Source organism: Saccharothrix ecbatanensis, assembly GCF_014205015.1.
GTDB classification, from domain to species: domain Bacteria; phylum Actinomycetota; class Actinomycetes; order Mycobacteriales; family Pseudonocardiaceae; genus Actinosynnema; species Actinosynnema ecbatanense.
On record NZ_JACHMO010000001.1, the window covers coordinates 5,764,437 to 5,777,091 of the forward strand.

Consider the following 12,655-nt stretch of genomic DNA (forward strand, 5'->3'; position numbering starts at 1 on the left):
GAAGGCTACCGGCGTACGGAGAGTGGTCGCCCGGCACGTCCACTCCGGACCGGTGCCGAGGGTTCGTCACAACCTCCACCCCCTCCCCCGGTCGGCACGGCCGGATGCGGTCGAGCGGGCAACACGCCTGCCCACGCGGGCCTCGTCGTGGCCCGACGCGGGTCCTACGGTGGCAGTCTTGCGGAAGTTCGGCTGGAGGGCCGACGCGGGCACCAGGGCAGGTGCAACGCGCGCCCACCACCCGCGGTGCCGCCAAGGCCACTGTGGAAGCCGCGCCCGCCCGGATCACCGCACCTACCGGCTCACAGCACCAGCGGCACGATCGGGCTCTGCTCGGCGGACAACGGCACCTGGTAGCGCTGCGACAGGTACGACGCGATGTCGTGGAACAGCGGCGCGGCGGACTGGGGGCCGACGGTCGGGTTGTCCAGCATGATGCCGACGACGAACCTGGGGTTGTCGGCGGGCAGGATGCCGGCGAACGTGATCCAGTGCTGGGAGTTGCTGTAGCAGCCGCACTTGGCGTCGATCTGCTGCGCCGTCCCCGTCTTCCCGCTGATCTGGTAGCCGGGCAGTGCCGCCGACGGCCCGGTGCCGGTCTGCCCCGGCGCGTTCTGCACCACCGCCCGGAACATCTCCCGCACCGTCTTCGCCGTCTGCGGGGACACGACCCGCTCGCTCTGCGGCGGCCCCATCTCCTTGCGACTGCCATCGGCCGACACCTCGGCCCGCACGATCCGCGGCGGGATGCGCACGCCGTCGTTCGCGATCGCCTGGTACATCCCGGTCATCTGGAGCAGCGTCATGTTCAGGCCCTGCCCGATCGGCAGGTTGCCGAACGTCGACCCGGACCACTGGTTGAGCGGCGGCACGAACCCCGGTTCCTCACCGGGCAGGCCGGACTGCGTCCGCTCGCCCAGCCCGAACTTCCGCAGCATGTCGTAGTACCGGTCCCGCCCGATCTCCTGCGCCGCCATCAGCGTGCCGACGTTGGAGGACTTCGCGAACACGCCGGTGAACGTCATGTCCAGCCGACCGTGCGGCCAGGCGTCCCCGACCACCCGGTCGGCGACCTTGATGCTGTCGTCCACCTGGAGCACGCTGTCCGGCTGGAACACGCCGTCCTCGATGGCCGTCGCGGCGGTCACGATCTTGTTCACCGAACCCGGCTCGAACACCGACGTGACGGCGATGTTCCGCAACTGGTCCTCGGAGGCCTTGCCGAAGTCGTACGGGTCGAACGTCTTGTCGTTGGCCATCGCCAGGATCTCGCCGGTCCGGCGGTCGAGCACCACCGCGGACCCGCTGCGTGCCGCGCTCTTGGCCGTGTAGTCCTTCACCATGCGCTGCAACGCGTACTGCGTGTCCACGTCCAACGTCAGTTCGAGGCTCTTACCGGGTGTGGCGGCGGCCAGTTCACGCGATCGCCCCGGCCCCGGGATGACGACGTTGTTGCCCTGCATGGTGTCCACGACCCGGCGCCCGTTGCTGCCGGCGAGCAGGTTGTCCTGCGCGTTCTCCAACCCCAGCAGGCCGTGCGTAGCGGGCGGCTCCTTGTCCCGGCGCCAGTTCGCCGCGCCGACGATGTTCGAGGCCAGCTCGCCGTTCGGGTAGACCCGCACGGCCCGGTACTCGGACCCGATGTCGGCGTACTTCTCCGTGATGACGGCGGCCTTGCCCGGATCGACGTTGTCGACCAGCTCGATGTACGTGGTGTCCTTGGACAGCTTGGCGAGGATGGTGTCCCGGTCGGTCTTCTGCCCGTTGACCTCGCGGCCGAGCGTCTGCTCGATGAACCCCGCGATGGCCGCGACCCGGTCCTCGAAGCTGCCGATCTCCGGCTTGGCCTCCAGCTCCTCGGCCCACGTCTGGCGCATCAGCTGGGGCACGGCGTAGAGCGCCCGCGCCTCGACGCTGAACGCCAGCTGCTTGCCGTTGCGGTCGAGGATCGAGCCGCGCGCGGCCGGGATGTCGATGGGCGTGGCGCGCTGCCGCTCGGCTCGCGCGGACAGCGCCTCCGCCTGGAAGCCCTGGACGTGCACGAGCTTGATGCCCGCGGCGACCAGCGCGCCCACCAGCAGCAGCCGGCCGACCGTGAGGCGGACCCGGCTGTTGCCGCGCCGTCGTTTGGGGGCGGGCCCCCGGACGGACAACGGGCGTCGCACGGGCCTGCCCCGGCTGGGCCCCGGCATCACTGACCTCCTGGTACCGGCTGTCCCGCGGGATTCGGCCCGGCCTGCTCCGACCCGGCCGGCGGCTGGGTGGCCTGGCCCTCGGGCGGTGAGACGGCTTGGCCCGCGGGCGGTGAGGCCGCCTGGTCGGGTGGCGTCTGCTGTTGGTTGCCTGGCTGGTTCTGCGCCGGCTGGTTCTGGGCCGGCGCCTCGACCGGAGGCGCGGCGGACGCGGGCGGCGGTGGCGGCTCGACCGCGGACGGCTTGCCGTACACCTCGACCGTCCCGTCCGGCAGCTTCCGCAACCTTGCCGGGTCGCCCGCCGGGAGCATCCCCAGCTTCGCCGCGGCCTCGGCCAGGTTCAGCGGCGACTCGGCCAGCGCGACCTCCTGCCGCAGCTGCTCGACCTGCCGGGCGAGCCGGGTCTCCTCGGCCCGCGCGTCCTGCAACCGGTACGAGTCCGCCGTCGCCTGGGTGGACAGCCACATGATCGCCGTGATGCCCACGCCGAGCACGACCATCACCATCACCACGAACGGCGCCTTGGGCGCCACCACGGGCTGACGGGTCACCGCCGGACCGCGTGCCGCCGAACTGCGCTGCGCCCGCCGCGCGTAGGCGCGCTCCGCCGCCGGCGACCGGCGACGTTCCGCCGGCACGGCCTTCAGCGCGCGCTCACGGGGCTTGGCAGTCCGGGCCGGGGACGGCACACCGCCGCCGGCCCGTGCCGGTGCGGTCATGTCGCCTCCCGGATGCGTTCCGCCGCCCTCAGCCTCACCGAGGCGGCCCTGGGGTTGTCCGCGATCTCCTGCTCGTTCGCCTGCTCGGCGCCCCTGGTCACCAACCGCAGCTGCGGTCCGTGGCCGGGCAACTCGACCGGCAGGTCCTGCGGCGACGTGGACGTGGCCAACGCGGTGAACGCCCGCTTGACCATCCGGTCCTCCAGCGACTGGTAGGCCTCCACGACGATCCGCCCGCCCACGGCCAGCACCGACAACGCGGCGGGCAGCGCCTGTCGCAGCGACTCCAGCTCTTCGTTCACCTCGATGCGCAACGCCTGGAACGTCCGCTTCGCCGGGTGCCCGCCCGTCCGCCTGGTCGCCGCCGGCACCACGTCGTACAGCAGCTCAACCAGCCGACCGCTGGTCGTGAACGGCTCGCGCTCGCGTTCCCGCACCACCGCGCCGGCGATCTTGCGGGCGAACCGCTCCTCGCCGTAGTCGCGCAGGATCCTGGTCAACTCGTTGACCGGGTACGTGTTCAGCACGTCGGCCGCCGTCATCCCGGTGCCCGCGCTCATCCGCATGTCCAGCGGCGAGTCCTTGGAGTACGCGAACCCGCGCTCCTCGGCGTCCAGCTGGAGCGAGGACACGCCGAGGTCCATCAGGATCCCGTCGACCTTCGCGCCGCCGACCGCGTCCGCGATCCCGTCGTAGGTGGTCTGCACGAACTCCACGCGATCACCGAACGGGGCCAGCCGTCGCCGCGACAGCTCGATCGCCTGCGGATCACGGTCCAGCCCGATCAGGCGCACCCGCGGGTGCGCTTGGAGAACAGCCTCGGAGTGCCCGCCCAGACCGAGCGTGCAGTCCACGAACACGGCGTCCCGATCGGCCAACGCGGGGGCCAGCAGATCGAGGACGCGGCCGAGCAGCACCGGCACGTGCCGCGCTGGCTCCACCATGTCCCCTCCCTGGATGGTCCCCCCTCACAAGACAAAAAGTTCGGGTGTCGTCAGGTCCCCGCCCGCCCGTCAGACCTGGCGCCGGGGAAGGTGCGCCAGGGCCGAAAGCCGAGCGGACCGAGGCCTCACGGCACCCGAAACCTCGAAACAACGGCCGGTCAAGCCGGTCTAGAACACGCCGGGCAGCACCTCCTCGCGGGCGGTCGCGTAGCTGTCCTCGTGCTCGTCGAGGTAGGTCTGCCACGCCTGCGCGTCCCAGATCTCCAGCCGGTTGATCGCGCCGATGACCACGCACTCCTTGGTCAGCCCCGCGTAGCGGCGCAGCTCCGGTGCGATGGACACCCGGCCCTGGCCGTCCGGCCGCTGCTCGTCGGTCCCCGCGAACAAATAGCGCTGGTAGGCGCGGACCGCCTCATTCGTGAAAGGTGCGTCCGCGACCTTGCGCGCCATCTGCTCGAACTCGGCCCGAGGGAACACGTAGAGGCAGTGGTCCTGGCCCTTGGTGACCATGAGACCCCCCGCTAGCGCGTCCCGGAACTTCGCAGGCAGCGTCAGTCGGCCCTTGTCGTCCAGCCTCGGGTAGTGAGTGCCCAGGAACACGGCAACCACCTCCCGATGCCGGAACGGACTTCCGACCGGCAGTGGAGCCCCCGTCTGCCCCACCGGCCGCCACAGTACCCCACTTTTCACCACAGTCAACGCTGAAACGGGTGGTTGCACGCCGAGGCGTGAAGCGTTTACGCAGGTAGAGCGAAGATGGCCGACGTGGAGCGTGGTGGGGGACGACGGCCGTGACCACCGCCGCGGGTGAGCCGATCACGGCTGAACTCCACTCGGATGGCGCAGCGAAATCGGGCAAAACCGGTTCAGGCGACACGATGGTGGGGAATGGTGGTGAAGTGGGGTGAACCGGCCGGGCCCACGGGCCGTGGAACCCGTGAGCACCGAACTGTTCAATGCTTGTGGGGCGCTTTGCCCTGGTTTGACACACTGCGTGAAACGCTCACCGCCACCGCGAACCGGTCGCGGTAGGGCCGCGCCCCGCTCCAGGAGGTCGAGTGACTCCGAGTACACAGCCAGCCGCGCTGCCAGAACACTCCTACGGAGGCGCGCCCGCGGCCGAACAGGTGCACAACAACCAGCATGTCAACGCTGTCACCAACAGCACCGTGCCGGGCAGGCCCGACGAAGCGCTCGCCGAGCTCCACGCCGTGGTCGGGCGGATCGCCGCGAACGTCGAAAAGGTCATCGTCGGCAAGCCGGACGTGGTGCGGGTCGCGCTCGTCACATTGCTGGCCGAAGGCCACCTCCTGGTCGAGGACGTGCCGGGCGTCGGCAAGACCTCGCTGGCGAAGGCGTTGGCCCGGTCGATCGACTGCACGGTGAGCCGCATCCAGTTCACCCCCGACCTACTGCCCAGCGACATCACCGGTGTGTCGATCTACAACCGGCAGGACAACGACTTCGAGTTCCGCCCCGGCCCGGTGTTCGCGAACATCGTGGTGGGCGACGAGATCAACCGCGCCTCGCCGAAGACGCAGTCGGCGCTGCTGGAGTGCATGGAAGAGCACCAGGTGACCGTCGACGGGCAGACCTACCCGCTCGGCGCGCCGTTCATGGTGATCGCCACCCAGAACCCGATCGAGATGGAGGGCACCTACGCCCTGCCCGAGGCCCAGCGCGACCGGTTCACGTCGCGGGTCTCCATCGGCTACCCGGACCCGGCGGCCGAGCTGGCGATGGTGGACGAGCACGCGGGCCACGACCCGATGGCCGACCTGCGCCCGGTGTCCGACGCGGAGATGGTGCTGAAGCTGGTGCACGTGGTCCGCCGGGTGCACCTGTCGCCGGAGATCCGCCGGTACGCGGTGGAGCTCGTCGGCGCCACCCGTCGGCTGCCGGAGCTGCGGCTGGGCGCGTCGCCGCGCGCCACGCTGCACCTGGTGCGGGCGGCCAGGGCGCAGGCCGCGTTGGCCGGTCGTGACTTCGTGGTGCCGGACGACGTCCACGCGGTTGCCGTGCCGGTGCTCGCGCACCGCCTCGTGCTGACCGCGGAGGCGCAGGCCGCCCGCCGGTCGGCCACCGACCTGGTGCGCAACCTGCTCCAGCGGGTGCCGGTGCCGCACGCGGCGCTCGACCCGACCGCGCAGTTCCTGCACAACGTCAACCCGAACAACCACCGCTGACATGCGCGGAGCCCTGTCCGGGCTGACCACCCGGGGTCGGTGCCTGTTGGCCGCGGGGTTCGCGGCCGGTTTGTGCGCGATCGTGCTGAACGAGCGCGACCTCCTGCGCGTGTCGGCGTTCGTGGTCGCCTTGCCGCTGCTGGCGGCGTGGTTGGCGCAGCGGGCCCGGATCGGCCTGCACGCGAACCGCATGATGCACCCGAACCGGGTCCAGGTCGGTTCGGCCACGGACGTGCGCGTGGAGCTGCGCAGCGCCGGCCGGCTGCCGACCGGTGGGCTGCTGCTGGAGGACGCGGTGCCGTACGCGCTGGGCGCACGCCCGCGGTTCGTGGTGGAACGGCTGCCGCGCAACATCGTGACCGTGCTGCGGTACCCGCTCAAGCCGGTGATGCGGGGCGTGCAGCAGGTCGGTCCGCTGATGGCCCGGATCACGGATCCGTTCGGCCTGGCCGAGTTCGACCGCGAGATGGCGGGCCGCAGCCGGCTGGTCGTGGTGCCGCGGGTCGTGCAGCTGACCGGTCTGCCGAGCGGTTCGGGCATGGGCTCGGGTGACGACGGCTCGATCCGGCTGCGTGCCGGGCAGGGTGAGGACGACGCGGTGGTGCGCCCGTACCGGCACGGCGACGACCTGCGGAAGGTGCACTGGCGCTCGACCGCGCGGCGGGACGACCTGATGGTGCGCGTCGAGGAACGGCCGTGGCGCGGCGGGACGACCGTGCTCCTGGACCACCGGCTGGTCGCGCACCGGGGCAGCGGTCCCGGCGCGAGCCTGGAGTGGGCGGTGTCGCTGGCCGGGTCGATCTGCCTGCACCTGCACAAGTACGGCCACCGGGTGCGGTTGGTCGGCGACGACGGACGGGTGTTGGCGGGCGGGCAGGGCGACAGCGGGTACAGCGACTCGGTGGTGCTGGACGCGCTGGCCGCGTTGCCGCCGTCGCACCGCCGTGAGCCGGCCGCCGGTATCGATCCCGGCGCGGGCCAGGAGGTCGTCGCGATCCTCGGCGGCAGCACGCCCGCGGTGGTGGACGCGCTGGTGCGCAACCGGCCGCGCGGTATGCGGAGTCTCGCGGTGGTGATGGACGTCCGGGCGTGGGCGTCCGCGTCGGAGGACCCGGCGCCCGACCCGGCCGACGCCGAGCGGTTGTTGAGCGGCGCGGGGTGGGGCGTGGTCGTGGCGCGGCCGACGACGCCGATGGACCAGGTCTGGCAGCAGCTGTGCCACAGCGCGGGCAACCGCGGGCCCGTGGTGCGCACGGAGGTGGGCTAGGTGACCGGCAGAACGGCTGCTCCGCAGGACAGGGTGGTGAGCGTGACGCCGGCGGTGGCCGGTCTGGCCACGCTGTGCGCGGCCACGGCGCTGTCGGGCGTGATCTCCGGCGGGCTGTGGCTGGTGTACCTGGCCGTGGCGATCACCGTGATCGGCGGGGCGGGCGTGCTGCTGCGCTCGACCCGGTTGCCCGCGCCGGTGGTGGGGCTCGGTCAGCTGCTGGCGCTGACGTCCGTGCTGGTGACGATCTTCACCCGCAGCGGTGTGCTGGTCGTGCTGCCGGGGCCGCAGTCGCTGACGGACCTGGTGGCGAAGCTCGGCGAGGCGATGGTCGAGGTGCAGACCGGTGTGCCGCCGGTGCCGGACAGCGAGGCCATGCGCTGCCTGGTGATGGTGGCGATCGGGCTGGTCGCGATCCTGGTGGACACCCTGGCGGTCGGCCTCAAGGCGCCCGCCGCGTCAGGGCTGGTGCTGCTGTGCGTGTTCGCGGTGCCGGCGTCGCTGGCCGACGAGATGCTGCCGGCGTGGACGTTCGTGGTCGGTGTGGGGGCGTTCGCGCTGCTGCTGGCCGTGGACGGACAGCACAAGCACGAGGCGTGGCGAGGGAAGCTGCCCGGCAGTGGGCAGAGCGGAGCGGGTCCGGCGGCGTCCGCGGTGGCAGGGCTGGCCGCGGTGATCGCGCTGGTCGCGGGGTCGAGCATGGCGTTCGTCGGCACGGTCGGGCGGCTGCCCGGCACCGGCGACCAGATCGGCGGCGGCTCCGGCGGTCTGGGCATCGACCCGATGACCGAGCTTCGCGGCATGCTCAACCAGGGCGCGCCGCGGGAGCTGTTCCGGGTCCGCGACCTGCCGACCTCGGCGTACCTGCGGGCGATGACGCTGCGCCAGTACGTGCCGGACAAGGGCTGGCAGCTCGGCGGGAACATGCCGGAGGGCGTGCCCGCGAGCGATGGTCCGCTGCCCGGACAGCCCGGCGACCAGGGTGACGGCGAGGTCGTCAACGTCAAGATCGAGCCGGTGAACTGGGTGGACAACTGGCTGCCGGTCTACGGCCGGCCGCGCGGCATCCAGGAGGTCGACGACAACTGGCGGTACGACCCGGTGCGCGGCATGGTCTACAGCGTCCGGGCGCGCAAGTCCGGCGAGTACACGCTGGAGACGGTGCTGGAGACGCCGTCGGCCGACACGCTGCGGCGGACGAGCGGCCAGGTGGACGTCGACGACGAGTACCTGGAGGCGCCGGGCGTCGAGAGCCGGGTGGCGGACCTGGCGCAGCAGATCGTCTCCGGGCACGACAACCAGTTCGACCAGGCGACCGCGTTGTACCGGTACTTCACCGACGGCACGCAGGGCTTCACGTACACGACGCAGACGTCGGACACGAACACGTCCTCGGACGCGTTGGCGGACTTCGTGCTCACGGGCAAGAAGGGGTTCTGCGAGCAGTACGCGTCGGCCATGGCGATCATGGCGCGGTCGGTCGGCATGGCGTCGCGGGTGGCGCTGGGCTTCACCGCCGGGTTCCCCGTCGGCGACTACCAGACGATCACCTCGCAGGACGCGCACGCGTGGGTGGAGATCTACTTCCCCGGCTACGGCTGGATGGTCTTCGACCCGACGCCGCTGTCCGACGGGCGGGGCGTCACGCCGCCGTACATCTCCGGCCTGAGCCCCGACGACGAGGAAGACGGCTCCACCGCGGGTGCGACGACGACCACGACCACGACGGTGGCGCCGGGTACCAGCAACTCCGCTTCGGCCGTGCCGGGTGCGCAGAACGAAGACGGGACGGGCCAGGCAGACGAGCCGACGCCGACGTGGCACCTGGCGACGTTGATCGTGGCGTTCGTGATTGCGCTGCTGGTGACGGCGCCGGTGCTGTTCGGCGGGTCGTCGCGGGCCGGTCCGGCACGACCCGACCGGCCGGATCGGCAGGTGTTGCCGGGGCAGGCGGTGTGGCTGAGGCAGGCGCCGTGGGTGCGGCGCGCGGCGTTGGTGACGGCCGTGGTGGCCTGGGTGCTGGTGTCGGGGCTGGTGGTGGCGTTGGTGTCGTGGCCGTTGGCCGTGGTGCTGGTGCTGTTGGCGGCGGCAGCCGCGCCGGCGACCGTGCGCGTGTGGCGGCGGCGGGAGCGGTTGCGGGCGGTGGCCGGGTTGGGGCCGGACGCGGCGGGCGCGGCGTGGCAGGAGCTGATCGCGGAGTCGGTGGACCGGGGTACCCGGGTGCCGGTGACCGAGACCGTGCGGGTGGCCGCGCGGCGGTTGGTGCGGGTGCACAACCTGGATGAGCAGGGTCGGAACGGGCTGCGTGCGGTCGTGGGCGCGGTGGAGCGGTCGTGGTACAGCGCTCAGGCGGCGGCGGATCCGTCGCTGCCCGGTGCGGTGGACAGCGTGCGGCAGAGCCTGAACCGAAACGCGCCGCTGGCGTTGAAGGCGAAGTTCCTGCCCCGGTCGGTGCTCCAGCCGAAGCCTCCGGCCGATACCGACCAGCAGGATTGAGCGCCCCGGTCTACGCCGGGTAGTGCGGTGATGGTGCGGTAGTGCGGTAGTGCGGTAGTGCGGTAGTGCGGACTCAGGAGTGGGCCCGCACTACCGGGCACGCCGGGCCTGGCCACGCCAGCACGCCGGGGGGCACTGGACCGCAGGACTGAGCCGACCCTTGCTGCCGCACAACTGGCCCGCTCAACCGGCCAGGCACAACCAGAACCAGCCCCGCACGACCGGCGCACGCAACCGCCTCACGCAACCGGCCCGCTCAACCTGTCCCGCACGACCAGCCCCGCGCTGCTAGACCCGCGCGAGCGGCCCCACACGACCCGCCCCGCACGACCGGCCCCGCACTGCTAGACCCGCACGACTGGCCCGCAAGCCTCGGCCCCATCGGCTCCTGGACAGAAACGCACGGCCCGCCCCGGTGGTTGCGGGGCGGGCCGTGTGCGTTGTTCGGTTGGGCTGTCGCGCGGACTACTCGTCCTCGAAACGGCGACGGAAACGTTCTTCCATCTTCTGAGAGAACGAGCTGCGGCTGGGCCGGCTTCCCTCTTCGCTGGGTTCCTCGGCACCCTGGTCACCACGACGCAATGTCGTCACGGTGAGCAGCACGCCGAAGAACATCAACAGGAAGCCGACCACGCTCACCACCGGGATACCAGCGAGCTTCGGCAACATCACACCCGTAACGAGCAGTGCCACACCCACGGCGAACAACGCGATGCCCTGGATACGACGCCGTCGGGACGGCTTACGCAGCTTGGCGCCGCGCACAGTGGATGCGAACTTCGGGTCCTCGGCGTAGAGCGCGCGCTCGATCTGGTCGAGCAGTCGCTGCTCGTGCTCGGAGAGTGGCATGGCTCCTCCTCCGGCACAGCGGTCGCGGGCGCCGGGTGTTCACGGTTGCCGCCGGTCCCGGCGGACGCCCCGCCCTGGGGGCGTCACAACCAGGATACGATTCGGGAGGCTCCCCGACTACCCAGTCCGTGCCCCTAAGCGGTTCGTTCTGTCACCATCATCCTCACGGGTCAACGGTCAGACCACCGTGAGGTCGCGCAAGTCGCCTCTTCTCCGGCTGTCAAGTGCTCAGCGTGATCAGTTGTTCACTCCGTTGCGAGGTGGAACTGCGGGCTGGGACCGCCGGACTGCGGTCTGGAGGGGTTCGTCAACGCTCGAATCGGACCCAAACCGCCCGATTTCCGGCCTACCCGACCGTCACACGGACCGGATCGTCGCAATCCCGGCCGGTGCTCGAGACGGAGATCACAAACCTCGCCCCCTCCGGGCTAACCCGCACCCCCTCCTCAGGCGGCCGACTTCGGGACCACGAAGCCCGCCCGGCGCCTCCGGTTGCGGAACCGGCCCGCATCGTGTGCGGAGCGTCACTGGTGGATCGTGCTCGACTCCTTTCCTCTGCCGGCGTCGACATCCCCGCCGACATCCGCGCCGACATCCGCGCCGACGATGGCGCGGTCCTTGCCGGCCTTGATCGTCGGTCTGGGGCGCTGCCCCGCCCGCGTGGCGGCACGGAGCACGTCCTGCGCCACGGCCGCCGGGACTTGGCGCAGTCGGGCGGGCGGTGTGTGGAGGACGATCACGCCCGCCGCCGCGAGGAGATCCCCACGGGATGTCGGCGTGCTGAACTGCCACGCCAGGGCGAGGTCGTCCCACCAGGCGTCGGCGATACCCAGCGGGCGGCCCTCGGCGGTACGCACCGGGACGTTCCAGCGCGGGCTCGGCAGCGCCAAGTCGTCCAGCACGGCCCTCGCCCAGGCTTGCGGCACCGAGCGGACGCCGTCCGCCAGTTCGGCCAGGACCTGCCGGACCTGGTCCGAACCACGGGACAGCCACGGTCTGAGATCGGCCAACGGGACGCCGCCGTGGCGGACCACCTCGGTCAGCACGATCCGGATGTCGTCACGCACGCACAGGGCGCCGGCCGCGTCGACCGCGGCCCTGCCGAGCGGGGCCGTCAGGAAGCCCTTGCGCAGGACCGGCTCCGGTAACCGGCGGACGCGCGTGACGCGGACCTTGTCCGTCGGCTCGACCGGGCGGTCGACCAGGATCTGCACCGGTCCGGTGGCCGGCAACGCCCTCATGCCGTGCAGTTGGAGCGCGTCCACACCTGTGAGCAACGTGCGAGGGCCGCCGTACCGGAGGGCCGCCCGCACCAGCTGCGCACGGGTCGGCGGCGTTCGGGCCAGGAGCAGGATCCCGGGTAGGAGGTGCTGCCACGGGCCTCGTGGCCGGCAGCGGACACCCAGCTCCCCGGTCGGCAGGCCGAGGCCCAGCAGTTCCGAGGCGGTGGCGACGCGGCCCGGGAAGAGGCCGCCCAGGGCGTCGACGTCGATGGTGGTGCGGTTCGTGGTTCGCATGTGTCCACGATCGGCGGTCGGGCTGGGAACGTCGATGCGGAGATCGCGAACTGTGGACAACTCGCGGGGCTGTGGACAACTTCCGTCGGGCAGGACGAAAAGGAGGCCTTCCGCAGACCCGACCGTCTGCGGAAGGCCTCGGAAAACGGCAGCCACCCCTCGTTGGCCGCCGCTTGGTCTTAGAGGCGCACGAGGTCTTCGCGGATCTCGACGTCCAGCTCGCGCCGGACGGAGCGGACGTCACGCCAGGCGTCGTGCACGGCGATCAGGCCGCCGGAAAGCACCAGCGCGATGGCAAGCCCGACGACACCGTCGACGTCGGCCTTGAAGACGATCACGACGGCGGCCCAGAGCTGGACGGCGGTGAAGACGAGCGTGCAGGCGAGGCGTTCGGTGAACTGGCGGCGGGACTTGGCCGGCTCCTCGTTGTGGTTCATGACTCCCCCTCTGATCTCGACTGATGTCACATTTGTACGAGGTGTGGC

Annotated in this window: 10 protein-coding genes; 3 read left to right on the top strand and 7 right to left on the bottom strand. The window is 71.5% G+C overall.

The features are described from left to right. Positions 1 to 302: 302 nt before the first annotated feature. From F4560_RS24270 to mraZ, 4 genes are all read right to left on the bottom strand, one after another. On the bottom strand, positions 303 to 2,192 hold the full coding sequence (locus F4560_RS24270; protein WP_184923495.1) for a peptidoglycan D,D-transpeptidase FtsI family protein: 1,890 nt from the start codon (positions 2,190 to 2,192) through the stop codon (positions 303 to 305). Beyond that, entirely contained in the window at positions 2,192 to 2,911 is a 720-nt protein-coding gene (gene ftsL / locus F4560_RS24275) for a cell division protein FtsL (RefSeq protein WP_184923497.1), read from the bottom strand. Before ftsL ends, F4560_RS24270 begins: the two co-directional genes overlap by 1 nt. Further along, positions 2,908 to 3,855 carry a 16S rRNA (cytosine(1402)-N(4))-methyltransferase RsmH gene (rsmH, locus tag F4560_RS24280; protein ID WP_184923499.1) on the bottom strand — a complete coding sequence of 316 codons (948 nt, stop codon included), beginning with the start codon at positions 3,853 to 3,855 and terminating at the stop codon, positions 2,908 to 2,910. The genes ftsL and rsmH overlap by 4 nt, the downstream gene beginning before the upstream one ends. 168 nt (positions 3,856 to 4,023) lie before the next feature. Next, on the bottom strand, positions 4,024 to 4,455 hold the full coding sequence (mraZ, locus tag F4560_RS24285; protein ID WP_184923501.1) for a division/cell wall cluster transcriptional repressor MraZ: 432 nt from the start codon (positions 4,453 to 4,455) through the stop codon (positions 4,024 to 4,026). 569 nt (positions 4,456 to 5,024) lie between these two features. On the opposite strand from mraZ, the gene F4560_RS24290 reads away from it, so the two are divergent. Genes F4560_RS24290 through F4560_RS24300 form a run of 3 tightly spaced genes read left to right on the top strand, consistent with a single transcriptional unit; the run spans position 5,025 to position 9,804 of the window. Continuing rightward, the gene (locus F4560_RS24290) at positions 5,025 to 6,041 is read left to right on the top strand and encodes an AAA family ATPase (RefSeq protein ID WP_312869863.1); all 1,017 of its coding nucleotides are present in this window, start codon (positions 5,025 to 5,027) and stop codon (positions 6,039 to 6,041) included. A 1-nt stretch (position 6,042) separates the two neighbouring features. Next, positions 6,043 to 7,308 (top strand): DUF58 domain-containing protein, encoded by a 1,266-nt coding sequence (locus F4560_RS24295; protein WP_184923505.1) that lies wholly within the window; start codon positions 6,043 to 6,045, stop codon positions 7,306 to 7,308. After that, entirely contained in the window at positions 7,309 to 9,804 is a 2,496-nt protein-coding gene (locus F4560_RS24300) for a transglutaminase TgpA family protein (RefSeq protein WP_184923507.1), read from the top strand. It begins immediately after the preceding gene. Between the two features lie 465 nt (positions 9,805 to 10,269). On the opposite strand, the gene F4560_RS24305 is transcribed toward F4560_RS24300, so the two are convergent. The 3 genes from F4560_RS24305 to F4560_RS24315 form a co-directional block, all read right to left on the bottom strand. Next, the gene (locus tag F4560_RS24305; RefSeq protein ID WP_033437744.1) at positions 10,270 to 10,653 is read right to left on the bottom strand and encodes an SCO2097 family morphological protein; all 384 of its coding nucleotides are present in this window, start codon (positions 10,651 to 10,653) and stop codon (positions 10,270 to 10,272) included. Positions 10,654 to 11,177: 524 nt separating this feature from the next. Beyond that, positions 11,178 to 12,170, bottom strand: a complete 993-nt coding sequence (locus F4560_RS24310) for a hypothetical protein (protein WP_184923509.1) — start codon at positions 12,168 to 12,170, stop codon at positions 11,178 to 11,180. Between the two features lie 179 nt (positions 12,171 to 12,349). Continuing rightward, a complete protein-coding gene (locus tag F4560_RS24315; RefSeq protein WP_184923511.1) occupies positions 12,350 to 12,607 on the bottom strand; it encodes a hypothetical protein in 258 nt (85 codons plus the stop codon). Between the last annotated feature and the right edge of the window lie 48 nt (positions 12,608 to 12,655).

Coding starts and splice junctions, on each gene's coding strand:
- F4560_RS24270 (WP_184923495.1), bottom strand. CDS start 2,192: ATGCCGGGGCCCAGCCGGGGCAGGCCCGTGCGACGCCCGTTGTCCGTC.
- F4560_RS24295 (WP_184923505.1), top strand. CDS start 6,043: ATGCGCGGAGCCCTGTCCGGGCTGACCACCCGGGGTCGGTGCCTGTTG.
- F4560_RS24305 (WP_033437744.1), bottom strand. CDS start 10,653: ATGCCACTCTCCGAGCACGAGCAGCGACTGCTCGACCAGATCGAGCGC.
- ftsL (WP_184923497.1), bottom strand. CDS start 2,911: ATGACCGCACCGGCACGGGCCGGCGGCGGTGTGCCGTCCCCGGCCCGG.
- rsmH (WP_184923499.1), bottom strand. CDS start 3,855: ATGGTGGAGCCAGCGCGGCACGTGCCGGTGCTGCTCGGCCGCGTCCTC.
- F4560_RS24310 (WP_184923509.1), bottom strand. CDS start 12,170: ATGCGAACCACGAACCGCACCACCATCGACGTCGACGCCCTGGGCGGC.
- F4560_RS24315 (WP_184923511.1), bottom strand. CDS start 12,607: ATGAACCACAACGAGGAGCCGGCCAAGTCCCGCCGCCAGTTCACCGAA.